Raw genomic sequence first — 16,698 nt, 5'->3', positions numbered from 1 at the left:
GGGCCGGCTTCCCGCCGGAAGGCGGAGGTCCCACTGCCGAGCGTCGCGGCAGCGGGACCTCCGCCTCTTCCGTCCGGAGTGAGAGCTCTCCGGACCGGCCGGGGATCCCGGGTTTCGAGCCGGTATCCGTTCCCCGCCCGGTGCCCTACTTCAGCCCGGTGTCCAGCGCGTTCATCAGCGTCCCCTGTGAGGTGTCCCCCGACATCTCCCAGATCATGACGCCCAGCAGACCCTTGTCCTTGACGTACGTGGTCTTCCTGCCGATGGACCACGTGTCGTCGAACGACCACCACTGACTGCCGGTGTACCCGTAGGCCGACACCGACTGCTCATCGTGGTGGACCGCCATCGTCGGGTAGGCGCCGATGAGGTTGGAGTAGCCCCGGGTGCCGGCCTCCTCGGCGAACTGGCCGGGGGCCGCCCCGCCCGCGGGCTGCCATTCACCGGCCGCCCCGCCGTCGGTGACGTTCTGCCAGCCCCGGCCGTAGAACGGGATGCCGAGGGTCAGCTTGCGGGGTTCGACGCCGGCGTCCGTGTACGCCTTGATGGCGGCGTCCGCGCTGAAGTGGAAGTCGTACGGGTCCTGGTCGTCGGTGTAGAGATTGGCCTGGTGGCCGGTGCGGTTCGGTTCCCAGGAGTTGTCGCTGCCCGAGCCGTGGAAGTCGTAGCCCTGGACGTTGGCGACATCGAGGGAGTCGAAGACCTTGCCCAGGTCCCAGCCCTCACCGATCTTCTGCGGGTCGGCGGGGGTGAAGGCGGTGAGCAGGCGGTGGCCGCCGCCGAGGGCGTCCAGCTGCCTGCGGAACTCGGCGAGCAGCAGGGTGAGGTTGTCCTTGTCGCTCGGCGAATAGTGGTTGCCGGGGTGTCCGGTGCCGGTGCCGGGCCACTCCCAGTCGATGTCGAAGCCGTCGAAGATGCCCGCCGCGGTGCCGGGCCCGCCCGCGCCGCCGTACTCGGGCAGATTGCCCTTGATGTACATGTCGACGCAGGAGGAGACGAACTTCTTGCGGGCGGCGTCGGTGGCGGCGACGTCGGAGAAGTACTTCGAGTAGGTCCAGCCGCCGAGAGAGACCACGATCTTGAGGCCGGGATGGAGCTGCTTCAGCTTCTTCAACTGGTTGAAGTTGCCGCGCAGTTTGCCCCAGCCGTCGTCCGCGACACCGTCCACGGACTGGGCGGCGCTGAACGGGCGGGCGTAGTCGGCGTCCGCGTCACCTGCGCCGGTGCCCTGCTCGGGGTCCTGCGGGTCGGCGGTGGTGCCCTTGGTGACGCCGTTCAGGCAGGTGAGGTTGTTGGGGTCGATGTTGGCGAACGCGTAGTTGACGATGTCGAGCTTCCCGGCGGCGCCGGAGTCATGGAGGTTCTTGACGAAGTACTGGCGGCCGTAGATCCCCCACTGGACGAAGTAGCCGACCTTCGCGTAGTTGCCCGCTCCGACGATGTCGTCGGTCTTCACGGTGAGGGTGTTGCTCGCGGGCGAGGCGTTGTCCGCCGCGTCACGGGCCTTGACCGTGAAGGAGTACGAGGTCGAGGGCGACAGACCGCCGATGGTGGCGGTGACCGTGGTGCCGGAGACCGTCGTGGCCAGGGCGGAGCCTCGGTAGAGGTCGTAGGCGGCCACCCGTTGGTTGTCCGTGGCGGCGGTCCAGGCCAGCGTGACGGACGAGGAATCGGCCGCGGTGGCGTGCAGGGCGCCCGGGGCCGTCGGCGGTGAGGTGTCGGTGGCCGGGTCGACGGTGGTGACGGCCAGCGGGGCGCTCTCGGCGGAGGTGTTGCCCCGGGTGTCCTTGGCCCGGACGGTGAAGGAGTAGGCGGTGGCGGGCGTCAGCCCGGTGACGGTGGCGGAGGTCGTCGCGGTGGCCGATCCGACCACCTTGCCGCCGGCCAGGATGTCGTACGAGGCCACGGGGAAGTCCCCCGCGGCGGCGGCCGTCCAGGACAGCGAGGCGGTGCGGGCGGTCACATCCGTCTGCTTGAGCCCGCCGGGTACGCCGGGCGGGGCGTCGGCGGACCCGTCGCACTTGTCGCCGTTGATCCGGCAGCCGGTGGGCGCGGTGAGGGGGCCGGTGGCGACGAACCAGAAGCTGTAGGGCTCGGTGGTGCTGTGCGCGGCGACCGTGCCGTTGTAGTGGGCGTTGACCGCGGTGATGTGGCTGCCCTGTGTGGTGACGGTGCCGTTGTACGAGGAGCTGACCGCCACGCCGGCGGGCAGGTCGAACTCCAGGCTCCAGCCGGTCACGGCCGTGTCGGTGTCGTTGCGCAGGACGTAGGTGCCCTTCCACCAGGGGCCATTGTCGGCGGAGGTGAAGGTCGCCGTGAGCTTGCCGGCCGCGTGCGCGGGGCCGGTCTGGAGGGACAGCAGGGCGAGGAGGAGGGCGAGGACGGCGAGCAGTGCGGTCGCCGTCCTCCGTCTGAGGGGCATGTGCTCGAACATGGTTCTCCCTTGCGGCTGGGACCGGCGGAGCGGCCCTCGGGGGGAGCGGATGCATGTCGTTCCATGGAGCACAGGGGAAGGTAATTGGTCTGGACCAACTCGTCAAGAGGTACAGACCAGTTGGGTCCGCCCGCGAACGGAGGCCCTCGCCGTCCGGCCCCGCCCCGGGTGAACGGGCAACTCGGGGTACTGGTGTGCGGATTACGTGGCGCCGCCGCTAGGATCACCGACGGCAAGGCTGTAGCGCAGAGGTCGTCGCGCCCTAGCAGCAAGCTGGAGGACGTCGGTTCGAATCCGACCGGTCTTGCCACCTTTTTTCGTAGCGGAGAGTCGACGGCGTCGGTTCGTCCCGAGCGGGCGGAGCGCGCGGTCGCCCTCCCCCGTCCGGGGACCGGCGGGGGATCTGGGGAGAAGCGATGTTGCAGCCGACGCCGGTGCGCTGTCCGGCCATTGAGCACCCGGACCTTCCCGTCGCCGATACGGCCTTGCTCGGTCCGCTGCTCGAACGGCTGGCAGCGGAGCACCCCGTCGAGGCCGATGAGACGTATCCGCTGGGCACGTTGCGTGCCGACGGGCGGCTCGATCTCTGCAAGCAGGGGCTCGGCGCGGCCGGCGCGGCCCTGGTGATGCCCGCCGTCGCCCGCTCTCCGCACGCCTCCCACGTACTCCTCGGCACCAACTCCCTGGGGGACGAGGGCGCGAGGGCCGTCGCGGACGCGGTCGCCGAGGACGGGCACGGACTGCACACCCTGTATCTCGGCTGCAACCGCATCGGCGTCGAGGGCGTCACGGCGCTCGCCGGAGCGCTGGGCGGCGACGGCACCGTCCGGGCCCTCTGGCTCAAGCGCAACCCCTTGGGGGACGCCGGGGTTCACGCCCTGGTGCCGCTGTTGCGCCGCGACACCGCGCTGCGCACCCTCGACCTGGTCAACACCGGTGTCACCGCGGACGGACTCAGGGCCCTGCTGGACGTACTGAGCGGACGTTCCCGGCCCGTCGAGCGGCTGTTCCTCGGGGGCAACGGGCTCGGCGCCGACGACGCCCCGCTGCTGGCCCGGCTGATCAGGGACGCCGGCGTCCGGGAGCTGTACCTGCCCTCCAACCACCTCGGCGACACGGGCGCCGCCGTGCTGGCGGCGGCCGCCGACCCCGCGCGCCCGGTGCGGCTCGGACTCGGCGGCAACGGCATCGGCCCCGCCGGGGCGCGTGCCCTCGCCGACGCGCTCGACGGGATCGAGGCCCTGGACCTGGGCCGGCCACCCTCGCAGCGCGGCCTCGGCGCACCGCCCAACACCACCGGCGACCTCGGAGCGCACGCACTGGCCGCAGCCCTGCGTGGCAGTCCGCTGCGGCGGCTCGAACTCAGCCACACCGGGCTGACGGGCCGAGGGGCCAAGACCCTGCTCGCCGCCGTCGGCCACGAGTCCCGGCTGGAGTACGTGGGGCTGGGCCCCGGGCTGCCGCGCAGGGTGAAGCGGTCCTTCTCCACGGTGCTGCGCCCGGACGGCGGGGCCCACGCGGACCTGCGCGCGGTCAGGAGCCTCTACCGATGAGTGAGCAGGACGCCGACCGCTTCCTCTCCCCGCAGGAGTCCGCGAGCTGGAGGCAGGTCCGCCGCTACGCGGTGCCCCGCTCCATGACCGAGGCCTCGGGCGCGCGACGGGAGTCGGGCGACTGGCGGGGAGCCTGCGCGGCAGCGGGCTTCGACGTGGACCTCGATCCCGTCGCGGTCGCCGCCCGCCACGGCGCCGCCGTGGCCGAGGCGCTGGAGGACGACCTCCGCAGCCTCGCACCGGACCTGGTCCGCTGGCATCTGCCGCGGATCCTCAGCGGGCGCTCCACCTTCGCCACCGACCGGACCGTGGTCCTCGCGGGCTACGGCAACGCCGGGGACGGGGCGGAGGCCGGAGGGCCCTATCTGCACCTGCGTACGCCCCCGATGGCCGACGGGCCGCAGCGGCTCTCGCTGCGCTTCGGCCCGCTGGGACGCCGGATCGCTTCCGGGCTGTTCCGCGGCGGAGTCGAGGACTGGCGGACCGTCGGACACCTCTGGGACGTGCGCCGCGCGGGCGAGTTGCGCGCACGGAACGGCGGCGGGGCCCGGCTGCCCTTCCTCGACGAGGACGGCACACCCCTCGCGGCGACCGGGCTCCCCTCAACGGATCCGGGCCCCGAGGACGCGGTGGGCCACGCCGAGTGGGTGACCCTGTTGCACCGGAGCGGCAGGGTGGCCGAGGCACTGGCCGCCGCCGGAATCGAATGGGATCCGACGCCGCCCACCATGCCCTCGTGGTCCCGGACCGCACCCGAGGACGTCATCGCCCAACTGGCCCTGGACCTGCCCCGGCTGGAGGCGGAGGTGCGCCGTCTCGCGGAACACGGAAAGGCGGAGCGGTTCCAGATCGGTCAGGACTGGCGGGCGCGCGTCCTGCTGGACTTCACCGGCCGCGACGGCCGGCTGCGGATGAGCGTCGTGGCCCGCGAGGAAGCCGTGGGCGCCGTCCTTCTCCCGGAGGCGGTCTGGCGGAGGCTGCCCGACCTCGATCTCCTGCGGGACGGCCAAGTGACCCCGTCCGAACTGCATCCGCTGGTGGCGGAGGCGCTCTTCCCCGGCCTCGACGGACCGTTCGGCCCGCCCGGACCGGCGCTTCCGGAACCGGTGCGGGTCAGGTGCCAAGGCACCTGGCACGAGGTCCGCTTCCGCGACGGGACCCTCACCTCACCGCACAGCACGCAGGAACGTCAGCGTGAGAGGGCCCTGCGTGCCTTCGGCGGCGCGGTCAGCGGCTGCTTCGCCGTCGAGCACCGCTGCGTCTCCGGATCCGGCCGGCTCCCCCGCGCCCTCGACGCCCAGCGGCGTGAACTCTTCCTGCGCGCCCAGCACGGGGACACCCCTGGCGTAGTGGCGCTGCTGGACGCGGGGATCGATCTGCGGATCAAGGACCGAGGCCGCCGCACCCTGCTCCATCTCCTGCCCCTGCTCGACCACGAGCCCCTGCTGCCGAGGCTGCTGGACGCCGGCCTCGACCTGGAGGCCAGGGACCACCGGGATCGCACTCCGCTCAGCACCGCCGTCTCCGGCCGGGGGTCGGCGGCGCTCGTGCGGGCCCTCGTCGACGCCGGGGCCGCGATCGACGTCACCGACCAGACCGATCTCTCACTGGCCCAGATGATCCGCAAGTACCGGCGGACCGAACTGGAGTTCCTCGGGGAACGGGTCGAGAAGGAGCATCCCGACATCGGGTCGGAGTGGTGGGACGAATGGGAGGACGACGGGCACGACGAGGACGAGGAAGAGGGTGAGGACGGATGAGCACCGACACCCGCGACACCGCGGGGCGGACGCCGCAGGGCCCTGCCGCCCCCTCGGCAAGCCCGCTGGACGCCGCCGACGCGCTCAACCGCAGACTGCGCACGGCACGGACCGAAAACGTCGCGAGTCCCCAACTGGAGGCTCTCGCACTGGCTGTGACGGCCAATCAGCCGGTCCTGCTCTGGGGTGAGCCGGGCATCGGAAAGTCCGCCGGGCTGGAGCAGCTCGCCGCCGGCCTCGGCCTGGGGCTGGAAACCGTCATCGCCAGCGTACATGAGCCGTCCGACTTCGCCGGGCTGCCCGTCGTCGGTGACGACCCCGCGGTGACCGGGGTGCCGATGGCACCGCCGGACTGGGCGGTCCGGCTCGCGCACCGGGGCCAGGGGCTGCTGTTCTTCGACGAGTTGTCGTCCGCTCCGCCGGCCGTGCAGGCGGCCCTGCTGCGGGTCGTGCTCGAACGGAGGGTGGGAAGCCTGACGCTTCCGGATTCCGTACGCATCGTGGCGGCGGCCAACCCGCCGTCGAGCGCGGCGGACGGCTGGCATCTCAGCCCTCCGCTCGCCAACCGCTTCGTGCATCTGCAGTGGACACACGATCCGCGCACCGTCGCGCGCGGCATGGCCGGGACCTGGCCCGAGGCATCGGTCCCCGTCGTCGAGGCCGCGAGGGTGCCGGGTTCGGTGGCCCGTGCCCGGGGCGCGGTCTCCGGCTTCCTCACCGCCCGTCCGGGTCTCGTCCACCACCTCCCGGCCGACGCGGAGAGCCGGGGCCGTGCCTGGCCCTCGCCCCGCACCTGGGACATGGCCCTGCGGCTGCTCGCCACGGGGTACGCGACCGGGGCCGGCCGGGAGGCGGTCGCCGCCGCGCTGACCGGTGCTGTGGGCGACGGGGCGGGCATCGAGCTGCTGTCGTACCTGGAGCACCTGGATCTGCCCGACCCCGACCGGGTGCTGGCCGACCCCGACGCGTTCGCCCTGCCCGAGCGCGGCGACCGGCAGCTCGCCTTTCTCATCGCGGTCGTCGCCGCCGTCCAGGGCGATCTCACCCGGCGGCGCTGGGAGGCGGGCTGGGCGGTGCTGGCGAAGGCCGTCGAGGCGGGGGTGCCGGACGTCGCGGCGCGGGCCGCGGTCGACCTGGCCTCGATGCGGGAGACCGAGTGGCCGGTGCCGGAGGGGATCGACGCCTTCGTGGAACTGCTCCAGATGTCCGGCGCGCTGTCGCAGGGCGGTTGAGCGGATGACGGGGCCGGAAGGGTCGGCCGCGCGGCTCCGGCTGGACCGGACCAAACTGCTCGCCGCCCGCTACCGGGCGGCGACCGAGCGGCCCTACCTCGCCTCCGCGCTGTACGCCCTGTCGGTGGTCGAGAGCGACGAGGTGCCGACGATGGGCGTGGACCGGCACTGGCGTGTCTACGTCTCCCCGTCGTTCGTCGCCCGGACACCCGTGGCCCAGCTCGCCGGGGTGTGGGTGCACGAGGTCGCGCATCTGCTGCGCGACCACCACGGCCGGGCGGCCCTGCTCCCCGCCGCGCAGCAGCGCGACCACCACCGCGTCAACGTCGCCCAGGACTGCGAGATCAACGACGACCTCGTCGCGGACGGGCTGGCGCTGCCGGCCGGACGGGTGGAGCCCCGGCTCTTCGGCCTGCCCACCGGTCAGCTCTTCGAGACGTACCTTCCCGCGCTGCCGCCCGGTCCGCCCCCGCACCCGCACGACTGCGGGTCGGGGGCGCACGGGCGGCCCTCGCCCTGGGACCTCTCCGGGGCCGCCGGACCGGCCCGGCTCGGCCCGGTCGAGGCCGAGGCGCTGCGCCGACACACCGCCGAGGCGATGCGGGCCCACCGGCGCAGCCGGGGCACCCTTCCCGCGGGCTGGCAGCGGTGGGCGGACGAGATCCTGGAGCCCACCGTCGACTGGCGGCAGGCGCTGGCCGGTGCGGTGCGGGAGGCGGCGGCCTGGGCCTCCGGGGCGGTGGACTACACCTACCGCCGTCCGTCCCGGCGCGGCGCGGCCCTGCGTGGTGTCGTGCTGCCGAGTCTGCGCCGGCCGCTGCCCCGGGTCGCCGTCGTCGTCGACACCTCGGGCTCGATGGGCGACGCGGAGCTGGCCGCGGCGCTGGGCGAGGTCACCGGGGTGCTGCGGGAGGTGGGGATCAGGGGCAACCGGGTCTCCGTGCTGGCCTGCGACGCCGATGTGCACGCCGTCTCGCGGGTGACGGCCGCCGAGCAGATCACCCTGGGCGGGGGCGGCGGCACGGACATGCGCGTGGGCATCGCCTCGGCGCTGGCAGCCCCGGAGCGACCGGGCATCGTGGTCGTCCTCACCGACGGCTTCACCCCCTGGCCCGGGGAGTCGCCCTCGTGCCGGCTCGTCGCGGCGCTCATCGGCGACGACGCCCCGCAGCCGCCGCCCTGGGTGGAGACGGTGCGCGTCACCGGCTGACCCGGGCGCCGCCGGCACGGCCGCCGGGGGCGGTGACCGTGCACGACTCCCGCCGACCGGGACGGCACCGGTCCTCGGCCGGCTCAGCCTCCGAGCACGACCGTGCGCACCGCGGAGAAGCCGCCCCACTTCCCGTCGGGCAGCTTGGCGCGGATCTTCATCGAATAGCGGGTGCCGCGCGGGTCGGTGACGGTGAGCCGGTAGCTCGCCCGGCCCGCGGGCGGTTCGCCGCCCCAGACGATGGTGGTGGTCAGCCGGCCGTCCAGGTACAGCTGGTAGGCAGGGATCTTCCCGCCGGTCTCCGGCTGCTTCCAGTCCAGGTCGACGGCGTACTCCTTGCCCTGGGCGGTGCTCGTGATCCGCAGGTCCGTGGGAGCGGTACTGGCGGGTGCGCCGGGTGCGGTCGGGGTGGTGAGGTCGAAGGGGGCGCTGTCGGACGACGAGGTGTCGGCCGCGTCGCGGGCACGGACCGTGAAGGTGTAGATGGTGCCGGGCCGCAGGCCGGTGAGCCGGGCCGTGGTCCGCGTACCGGGCACGCTGTGGATGCGCGAGCCCTCCTGGTAGATGTCGTACGCGGTGACGCCGACGTCGTCCGTGGAGCCGCCCCAGGACAGGGTCGCGGCCCGGCCGCCGTCGGCCTTGCCGCGCAGTTTCGACGGCCGGGTCGGGGCCTCGTGGTCGGCGGGGGTCGGCGCCGGGGTGGTCACGGCCGCGGCGGCGCTCGGCGCGGAGAGGTTCCCCGCGGCGTCCCGGGCACGGACGGTGAAGGTGTACGCGGTCGAGGCGGCCAGCCCGTCGACGTCGGTCATCACCCTGGTGGCGGGGACGGACTTGACCTTCCTGCCCTGGCGGTAGACCTCGTAGCCGGTGACGGCCGTGTCGTCGGTGGCCGCTTCCCACATGACGTGCGCGGAGGTGGCACTGCTTGCCTGGGCGGTCACTCCGTGCGGCGATGTCGGCTTGTCGGTGTCCGTCTCGGCCTCCGAGCCGCAGGCGGTGAGGGCGGCCAGGAGCAGGGCGGCGGAGCAGGCCAACGCGGCGGTTGTGTGGGGGCGTTGCACGGGGGTGCCTTCCGTCCGGCTGCAATGGTCCAGACCTGTATCGCACGCGCCGGGGGTCCCCGACAAGGGGTCGGAGCGGAACGTTCCGCAATGTGCCGGTGTGCGCCGCAGACCGATGACGTACCGCGCGAGTCGCTGACGCCGCGGCCGCGATCACCACCCGTCCGGGCCGCCCCGGGACTCATCGCACGGTGCGCCGGGCGATGAGTCCCGGAGGCTCGGGCAGTCTGCACAGGTATGGAAACTCAGACGAACGCGGCACTCCCGCTCGACCTCGGACCCGCGGCCCGGCGGATCACCGGACTGCTCGACGCCATCGACGACACCCGCCTGACCGCGCCGACGCCCTGCCCCGATGTGACGGTGGGCGCCATGCTCGCCCATGTCGGCGGGCTGGCGGTGGCCTTCCGTGACGCCGCGCGCAAGGAGCTGGGGGCGACGACCGGCACGCCCCCCTCGGTGGAGTCGGGGGTACCGGCGGACGACTGGCGTTCCACGCTGCCCCTGGCGCTCGACGAGATGGTGGCGGCCTGGCGCTCCCCCGACGCCTGGCAGGGCATGACGCAGGCCGGCAGCGTGGACCTGCCGGGCCAGGTGGCGGGGATGGTCGCGCTCAACGAACTGGTGCTGCACGGCTGGGACCTGGCGAGGTCGACCGGCCAGCCGTACGGGGCCGAGGAGGAGCATCTGCGCAACACGCTGGCGCTCCTGGCCGACCTGGGTGACAACCCGCCGCCCACCGCGCCATTCGGTCCGCCGGTCCCGGTTCCGGACGACGCGCCGCTGCTGGACCGTGCGGTCGCCCGGAGCGGACGGCGCCCCGACTGGCAGCCGGAGAGCTGAGCCCGGGGCCACCGTCACGCGTCAGCTGGTGAAGAACTCCGTGATCTGCTGGGCCACCTGGTCGGCGTGGACCTGGTGCACCCGGTGGCCGCCGCCGACGGTGACGAGGTGGCAGTCCGGGATCAGCGAGGCCATGTCCTGGAGGCGGGCCTGCGGCATCGTGCTGGCCGGGCCACCGGTGAGCACGAGCGTCGGGGCGACGATCTCGCCGAGGCCCTCCGCCCACGCCGGATCGGGGTCGGCCAGCTGACGCCGCACGGCCGGAAGGACGGCCTCGTCGTAGTCGACCGGCCCTTCGGGCTCGACGTCCGGACCCGCCGCCCCCGGGAACGGCGGCGGGGTCTCCACCAGCACCAGCCGCTCCACCCGGTCGGCGTGCTCCTGGGCGAGCAGGTGGGCGACGACACCGCCCATGCCGTGGCCGACCAGACCGACCCGGTCGAGTTCGCACTCGTCCAGGAAGCCGAGGACGTCGTCCCGCATCAGCTCGAAGTCGTACTCGTCGGGCCAGTCGCTCTCCCCGTGACCGCGCAGGTCGAGGGCGTACACCCGCCATTCCTGACCGAGCAGGCTCCCGGCCGCCTCCCAGCTCGCGGCGGAATCGCCGAGGCCGTGCAGCAGTACGACGGGCGAGCCGAACGGGTCGCCCCAGGTCCGGTACGCCAGACGTACGTCGCCGACATCCACAACAGACTGATCTTCCATGCCCCTGACGCTACAGCCGAATGAGGGAAGATCACTCCCGCGGCCTGGCAGGGTGGACAGGTGAGCCACGCCCCGCGTTCCCCAACCGGCCCCCTCGCCGCACTCGTCATGGCCGTCGCCGTGCTGTGCGGCTGTACGGGGGCGGGCGCGCTGTCCGGCAAGGGAGCCGGGGCCGGGCTGGACGATCCGGCGAAGAAGGACATCGCCATGCGGCTGGTCTCCAGCGCGGAGAACTCGACCCTGGACTGGAAGGACCGGTACCGCTACATCGAGGACATCGGTGACGGCCGCGGCTACACGGCGGGCATCATCGGCTTCTGCTCCGGTACGGGCGACATGCTGAGCGTGGTCGCGCGGTACGCGAAGGCCCGGCCGGGAAACCCGCTGGAGCGGTTCCTGCCCGCCCTGCGGGCGGTGAAGGGAACCGACGCGCACACGGGACTCGGGCGCCCGTTCACCGAGGCGTGGTCCAGGGCCGCCGGTGACGCGGCCTTCCGCTCGGCCCAGGACACCGAGCGGGACCGGTCGTACTTCGATCCCGCGGTGGAACAGGCGAAGAAGGACGGACTGGGGGCGCTGGGCCAGTTCATCTACTACGACGCCTATGTGATGCACGGGGCGGGTGACACGGAGGGCACCGTCGGTTTCCGGACGATGCGCCGTCAGGCGCTCGCCGAGGACCTGCCCCCGGCCCGGGGCGGTGACGAGCGGACCTACCTGGACACCTTCCTCGACGCCCGGGTCGCGGCGATGCGCAAGGAGCCCTCGCACACCGACACCAGTCGGGTCGAGACGGCCCAGCGGGTGTTCGTGCGCCAGGGCAGGTTCGGTCTGGAGACACCGCTGCGGTGGAAGGTGTACGGCGACAGCTATCTGATCAAGGGTCCTGACGGCTCGTAAACCCATGATCGATGGGCGCGCGGAGCACTGGCCGCAACATCTGTGTGCGCCGGTGCGCACCGCATATGACCTGCACTTTCAATCGCGTGCGACAGATGCCCCGCCCCCGTTTCCCGGAGGCCGGCCGGCCCGTTGAGGCGGGCGGACGGCACACGCTGCGTGGGCCGGAGCAATGAGGAGTTCGCGACATGATCAAGAAGATTCTGCTGGCCGCGGCCGTACTGACCGCCGGTCTCGGGCTGGCGGTCTCCCCCGCCGCCCAGGCCACACCGAGCACGGTCACCGCGCACGGAGTGGCGGCGGCACCGGCCGCGGTCTGCACGGTCAACGACAACGGGGTGAACTTCCGCGGCGGACCGGGCACGGACTACCCCGTGCTGGGCCAGGTGAACCGGGGCCAGAATCTCGACTACCGCGGCCAGCAGGGCAACTGGGTGATGGGCGACCTGTGGGGCGGTCGCACGGGCGTGTGGATCCACGTGGCCTATCTGGACTGCTGATCCCGCAGGCCAAGCCCCGCACCAGGCACCCCACGCGCCTGGTGCGGGGCTTTCGCGTGTCCGGGACACGCCCAACCCATTTGCGTCGCAGGGGTGTACGGCTCTCGCTCGACTCTGATAGGAAAGCTTCCTAACAGAACAATCGGAACGACGAACTCCCTTGGAGGACTGGTGCACGCTCCCCACAAGCGCACCGCACGTCGCAACAACCGATCCGTGCGCGTCGCACTCGTCGCGCTCGGCCTGACCCTCACGGCGATCCCCGCCACGGCCTTCGCCGGCACCGAATCCGTCCCCACGGCGGTTCACCACCAGGAGGCAGCCGCGACCGGGCTGGACGATCCGGCGAAGAAGGACATCGCCATGCAACTGGTCTCCAGCGCGGAGAACTCCTCGCTGGACTGGAAGGACCAGTACCGCTACATCGAGGACATCGACGACGGCCGCGGCTATACGGCGGGCATCATCGGCTTCTGCTCCGGCACCGGCGACATGCTCGACCTGGTGGAGCTGTACACCGAGCGGAAGCCGGACAACGTCCTCGCGGAGTATCTGCCGGCCCTGCGCGACGTGGACGGCACCGACTCGCACGACGGCCTGGACCCCGGCTTCACCGAGGCCTGGGAGACGGCTGCCGCCGATCCGGCGTTCCAGCAGGCCCAGAACGACGAGCGCGACCGGGTGTACTTCGACCCGGCGGTCAGCCGGGGCAAGAGCGACGGACTGGGCACGCTCGGCCAGTTCGCGTACTACGACGCCATCGTGATGCACGGTGGCGGCGACGACAGCACGAGCTTCGGGTCCATCCGCAAGCGCGCTCTCGCGAAGGCGAAGCCGCCGGCCCAGGGCGGCGACGAGGTCACCTACCTCAACGCCTTCCTGGACGCGCGGGTCTGGGCCATGCAGCAGGAGGAGGCCCACCAGGACACCAGCCGGGTGGACACCGCCCAGCGGGTCTTCCTGGACGAAGGCAACCTGGACCTGGACCCGCCGCTCGACTGGAAGGTCTACGGCGACAGCTTCCACATCGGCTGACGCACCCGGACCGGCAGCCACCCCGGTCCGGCAGGCACCTTGACCGGCAGTCACCTTGACCGGCAGCCTCCGGACCGGCAGGCAGGACAAGCAGGCAAGCAACTGTGGCGCGTACGGCCGCCCCTCGCGGGTGGAACCGTACGCGCCACAGCGCCATGTCCAGGTGTCAGTGCACGGCGACCGGCGCCTGGCCGGCCGGTTCAGGGTCCCGGCGCTCCGGCTCCTCCCCCGCGTCCGGCTTCCGGCCCAGGTGGTTGAAGGCCAGGTTGAGGACGATCGCCACGACGCACCCGGTCGAGATCCCCGAGTCGAGGACGACGAGCAGGTCCTTCGGGAAGGCGTGGTAGAACTCCGGCGCCGCGATCGGGATCAGCCCTATGCCCACGGCGGCCGCCACGATCAGCGCGTTCTCGCCCTTCTCCAATGCGGCGGTGGCCAGCGTCTGGATGCCGCTCGCCGCGACCGAGCCGAAGAGCACGATGCCCGCCCCGCCCAGCACCGGCAGCGGCACCAGTGCGATGACGGACGCCGCCACCGGGCACAGGCCGAGCAGGATGAGGATGCCGCCGCCCGCGGCCACGACGAAGCGGCTGCGGACCTTCGTCATCGCGACCAGCCCGATGTTCTGGGCGAAGGCGCTGCACATGAAGCCGTTGAACAAGGGGCTGACGGCACTGCCCAGGGTGTCGGCGCGCAGACCGCCCTCAATGGTCCGCTCGTCGGCCGGCCGGCCGACGATCTTGCCGAGGGCCAGCATGTCCGCGGTCGACTCGGTCATGCAGACCAGCATCACGATGCACATCGAGACGATCGCGGCGATCTCGAACTGCGGCGCTCCGAAGTGGAACGGGGTGGGGAAGCCGACGGCATCGGCGTCCTTGATGGCGCCGAAGTCGGTGATGCCGACCGGAATCGCGATGAGGGTGCCGACGACGAGCCCGAGAAGGATCGCGATCTGCTGGAGGAAGCCGCTCAGCAGCTTCCGCAGTGCCAGGACGACCACCAGCGTGACAGCCGCCATCGTGATGTTGGTGGTGGAGCCGTAGTCGTCGGCGGTGGCATTGCCGCCCTGGGACCAGTTGAAGGCGACCGGCAGCAGGGAGACACCGATCAGGGTGATGACCGTGCCGGTGACGACGGGCGGGAAGAATCGGACCAGTTTGCAGAAGTAGGGAGCGAGGACGAAGCCGAGGAGTCCGGCGACGATGATCGCGCCGAAGATCACGGCGATGCCGTCGTGCCCCCTGTCCTTGCCGATCGCCACCATCGGGGTCACCCCGGCGAACGAGACTCCGTTGACGAACGGCAGCCGGGCGCCTATGCGCCAGAAGCCGAGTGTCTGGAGCAGGGTGGCTATGCCCGCGGTGAACAGGCTCGCCCCCATCAGGAAGGCGGTCTCCTTGGCGGTGAGGCCCACGGCGGGTCCCACGATCATGGGCGGGGCCACCACGCCCGCGTACATCGCGGCCACATGCTGGAGGCCGCTGGTGAACATTCTCAGTGGGGGAAGCGTCTCGTCGACCGGATGCTTCCGGTCGGACCGGTCCTGCTCCGGGTCGGGTGCTGCACTTGCGTCGTTGCGAAACCTGGGCGTAGCTGCCACGGCGGTTCCTCCGGTCGGGTACACGTCTGCGGCGACGTGGGTGTCAGGGAGGTGGTGCCGGGACCGGTCGCCGGGACATGTGCCGGACGTGTCCGCCGGACCGGGCCCCGTGTGGTGCGTTGATGCAGGTGGGGCAGGTCGTGCAGCTGGTGCGGGCAGCTCGGTTCGCCGGTGCGGGAGGCGCGTACGTCTGGGTGCGCGCCTCCCGCACCGGTTGCCGTGGACCCCGCTCGGGTCCGCGGCGGCCGGCCGAGGGCCGTCCCCCTCGGCCGGCCGGTATCGGGGGTGCCGGGCCGGCGGCCTCTCAGGCCCCGGCGGCGATCCGCGCGAGGCGGCGGGCCTCGTCGCGGGTGGCGCGGGCGATGGCGTCCTCGTCCGCGGTGACGAGGTGGCCGGACTCGACGACCGGCTCGCCGTTGACGAGTGAGAGGGTGACGGGGGCGGCGGCGCCGAAGACCAGGGCGGTCACCGGGTCGGCGATGGAGGCATGGGCGAGCGTGTCCATCCTCCAGAGCACGAGGTCGGCGAGCTTGCCCGGTTCCAGCGAGCCGATCCGGTCCGCGCGGCCGAGGACCTGGGCGCCGCCGTACGTACCCAGGCGCAGGGCCTGACGGGCGTTCAGGGCGCGTTCGCGGTGCGGGCCGAGGCGGTTGACGAGGAGGGCGTTGCGCAGTTCGGTGTGGAGTTCGCCGGATTCGTTGGACGCGGTGCCGTCGACGCCGAGGCCGACCGGGACGCCCGCCGCGAGCATGTCCGGGACCCGGGCGATACCGGCGGCGAGGCGGGCGTTGGAGGACGGGCAGTGGGCGACGCCGGTGCCGGTGCGGGCGAAGGCGGCGATGTCGGAGTCGTTCATATGGACGCAGTGCGCCATCCACACGTCGGCGCCGAGCCAGCCGGTCGACTCGAAGTAGTCGGTCGGCCCCATGCCGAACAGCTCGTGGCAGAACTTCTCCTCCTCCACGGTCTCCGAGCCGTGCGTGTGCAGCCGCACGCCACGGCGGCGGGCCAGCTCGGCTCCCTGTCTCATCAGTTCGGTGGAGACGGAGAACGGCGAGCAGGGCGCGACGGCGATCTGGGTCATCGCGTCGAAGGAGGTGTCGTGGTGTGCGTCGATGGTCGCCTCGGTGGCGGCCAGTGCGCCGTCCAGCGTCTCCACGGCGAAGTCCGGCGGCAGTCCGCCGTCCTTCTCGCTGCGGTCCATGGAGCCTCGGGCGAGGGTGAACCGTACGCCCATGTCCCGGGCGGCGCCGATGATCGCTCCGGAGAGGTCGCCGGAGCCCCTGGGATGGACGTAATGGTGGTCCATGGCGGTGGTGACCCCACCGCGGGCCATCATGGCGAGCGAACCCTGCGCGGCGGCGCGCACCATCGGCTCGTCGATGCGCGCCCATGTCGGGTACAGCGCGACCAGCCACTCGAAGAGGTTGTGGTCGGTGGCCAGACCGCGGGTGATCCACTGGTAGAAGTGGTGGTGCGTGTTGACCAGGCCGGGCGTGACCAGGTGTCCGGTGCCGTCGATCCTGCGAACGACGTGCTCCAGCCCCTCCGGTGCCCGGCCGGCACCCAGGGACTCGATGCGGTTGCCCGCGACGACCACGTGCCCCGACGCGTACTCGGTGTCGTCGGAGTCGACGGTCGCGATCGCGCAGTTCTCGATGACGATGCGTTCCACTCGGCCGGACTCCGCCGGTGCCGACGCCGGTGCCGGTGCCGGTGCCGATGCCGATGCCGATGCTGCCATGGTGCTTCCTTCTCTCGTCAGCGATGTGGGCACGGCAGGACCCCAGGAGGATTTGAGTGCCACGGCCGGGTGGCTGTGGGTGCCGAGATGATTGAGCACAGGTTGCCGCCCCGGCCGG

13 protein-coding genes and 1 tRNA gene are annotated in these 16,698 nt (G+C 72.3%); 9 read left to right on the top strand and 5 right to left on the bottom strand.

Features of this window, described 5'->3' with window-relative positions; all coding sequences use genetic code 11:
• Nucleotides 1-145: 145 nt before the first annotated feature.
• Nucleotides 146-2,434 (bottom strand): glycosyl hydrolase family 18 protein, encoded by a 2,289-nt coding sequence (locus ACZ4LX_RS02475; RefSeq protein ID WP_467637391.1) that lies wholly within the window; start codon nt 2,432-2,434, stop codon nt 146-148.
• 234 nt (nt 2,435-2,668) lie between these two features.
• On the opposite strand from ACZ4LX_RS02475, the gene ACZ4LX_RS02470 reads away from it, so the two are divergent.
• From ACZ4LX_RS02470 to ACZ4LX_RS02450, 5 genes are all read left to right on the top strand, one after another.
• Nucleotides 2,669-2,744, top strand: a tRNA-Cys gene (locus ACZ4LX_RS02470).
• A 106-nt stretch (nt 2,745-2,850) separates the two neighbouring features.
• Entirely contained in the window at nt 2,851-3,987 is a 1,137-nt protein-coding gene (locus ACZ4LX_RS02465; protein ID WP_467637388.1) for a leucine-rich repeat domain-containing protein, read from the top strand.
• Nucleotides 3,984-5,747, top strand: coding sequence for an ankyrin repeat domain-containing protein (locus ACZ4LX_RS02460; protein ID WP_467637385.1), 1,764 nt, complete (start codon nt 3,984-3,986; stop codon nt 5,745-5,747). The genes ACZ4LX_RS02465 and ACZ4LX_RS02460 overlap by 4 nt, the downstream gene beginning before the upstream one ends.
• Nucleotides 5,744-6,979, top strand: a complete 1,236-nt coding sequence (locus tag ACZ4LX_RS02455; protein ID WP_467637382.1) for a sigma 54-interacting transcriptional regulator — start codon at nt 5,744-5,746, stop codon at nt 6,977-6,979. Before ACZ4LX_RS02460 ends, ACZ4LX_RS02455 begins: the two co-directional genes overlap by 4 nt.
• A gap of 4 nt (nt 6,980-6,983) precedes the next feature.
• Nucleotides 6,984-8,189, top strand: a complete 1,206-nt coding sequence (locus tag ACZ4LX_RS02450) for a vWA domain-containing protein (RefSeq protein WP_467637377.1) — start codon at nt 6,984-6,986, stop codon at nt 8,187-8,189.
• Between the two features lie 83 nt (nt 8,190-8,272).
• On the opposite strand, the gene ACZ4LX_RS02445 is transcribed toward ACZ4LX_RS02450, so the two are convergent.
• Complete coding sequence (locus tag ACZ4LX_RS02445) at nt 8,273-9,250, bottom strand: fibronectin type III domain-containing protein (protein ID WP_467637373.1); 978 nt, start codon at nt 9,248-9,250, stop codon at nt 8,273-8,275.
• A 237-nt stretch (nt 9,251-9,487) separates the two neighbouring features.
• Between ACZ4LX_RS02445 and ACZ4LX_RS02440 the strand changes: the two genes are divergently transcribed.
• Nucleotides 9,488-10,093, top strand: coding sequence for a TIGR03086 family metal-binding protein (locus tag ACZ4LX_RS02440; RefSeq protein WP_467637370.1), 606 nt, complete (start codon nt 9,488-9,490; stop codon nt 10,091-10,093).
• A 21-nt stretch (nt 10,094-10,114) separates the two neighbouring features.
• Here the strand turns inward: ACZ4LX_RS02440 and ACZ4LX_RS02435 are convergent, their stop codons facing one another.
• Complete coding sequence (locus ACZ4LX_RS02435) at nt 10,115-10,798, bottom strand: alpha/beta fold hydrolase (RefSeq protein ID WP_467637367.1); 684 nt, start codon at nt 10,796-10,798, stop codon at nt 10,115-10,117.
• Nucleotides 10,799-10,906: 108 nt separating this feature from the next.
• On the opposite strand from ACZ4LX_RS02435, the gene ACZ4LX_RS02430 reads away from it, so the two are divergent.
• From ACZ4LX_RS02430 to ACZ4LX_RS02420, 3 genes are all read left to right on the top strand, one after another.
• Nucleotides 10,907-11,698, top strand: coding sequence for a chitosanase (locus tag ACZ4LX_RS02430; RefSeq protein WP_467637827.1), 792 nt, complete (start codon nt 10,907-10,909; stop codon nt 11,696-11,698).
• A 188-nt stretch (nt 11,699-11,886) separates the two neighbouring features.
• Nucleotides 11,887-12,198, top strand: coding sequence for an SH3 domain-containing protein (locus ACZ4LX_RS02425; RefSeq protein ID WP_467637364.1), 312 nt, complete (start codon nt 11,887-11,889; stop codon nt 12,196-12,198).
• Nucleotides 12,199-12,369: 171 nt separating this feature from the next.
• On the top strand, nt 12,370-13,233 hold the full coding sequence (locus ACZ4LX_RS02420) for a chitosanase (RefSeq protein WP_467637361.1): 864 nt from the start codon (nt 12,370-12,372) through the stop codon (nt 13,231-13,233).
• Nucleotides 13,234-13,399: 166 nt separating this feature from the next.
• Here ACZ4LX_RS02420 and ACZ4LX_RS02415 read toward each other — a convergent pair whose 3' ends face one another.
• Nucleotides 13,400-14,836, bottom strand: a complete 1,437-nt coding sequence (locus ACZ4LX_RS02415) for a nucleobase:cation symporter-2 family protein (protein WP_467637358.1) — start codon at nt 14,834-14,836, stop codon at nt 13,400-13,402.
• Nucleotides 14,837-15,140: 304 nt separating this feature from the next.
• Entirely contained in the window at nt 15,141-16,511 is a 1,371-nt protein-coding gene (locus tag ACZ4LX_RS02410) for an 8-oxoguanine deaminase (RefSeq protein ID WP_467637824.1), read from the bottom strand.
• Between the last annotated feature and the right edge of the window lie 187 nt (nt 16,512-16,698).

The organism is Streptomyces sp. NPDC026062, assembly GCF_055568375.1.
This window is presented reverse-complemented; position numbering and strand designations above follow the sequence as displayed.

Coding starts and splice junctions, on each gene's coding strand:
- ACZ4LX_RS02475 (WP_467637391.1), bottom strand. CDS start 2,434: ATGTTCGAGCACATGCCCCTCAGACGGAGGACGGCGACCGCACTGCTC.
- ACZ4LX_RS02430 (WP_467637827.1), top strand. CDS start 10,907: ATGGCCGTCGCCGTGCTGTGCGGCTGTACGGGGGCGGGCGCGCTGTCC.
- ACZ4LX_RS02465 (WP_467637388.1), top strand. CDS start 2,851: ATGTTGCAGCCGACGCCGGTGCGCTGTCCGGCCATTGAGCACCCGGAC.
- ACZ4LX_RS02440 (WP_467637370.1), top strand. CDS start 9,488: ATGGAAACTCAGACGAACGCGGCACTCCCGCTCGACCTCGGACCCGCG.
- ACZ4LX_RS02455 (WP_467637382.1), top strand. CDS start 5,744: ATGAGCACCGACACCCGCGACACCGCGGGGCGGACGCCGCAGGGCCCT.
- ACZ4LX_RS02460 (WP_467637385.1), top strand. CDS start 3,984: ATGAGTGAGCAGGACGCCGACCGCTTCCTCTCCCCGCAGGAGTCCGCG.
- ACZ4LX_RS02435 (WP_467637367.1), bottom strand. CDS start 10,798: ATGGAAGATCAGTCTGTTGTGGATGTCGGCGACGTACGTCTGGCGTAC.
- ACZ4LX_RS02450 (WP_467637377.1), top strand. CDS start 6,984: ATGACGGGGCCGGAAGGGTCGGCCGCGCGGCTCCGGCTGGACCGGACC.
- ACZ4LX_RS02425 (WP_467637364.1), top strand. CDS start 11,887: ATGATCAAGAAGATTCTGCTGGCCGCGGCCGTACTGACCGCCGGTCTC.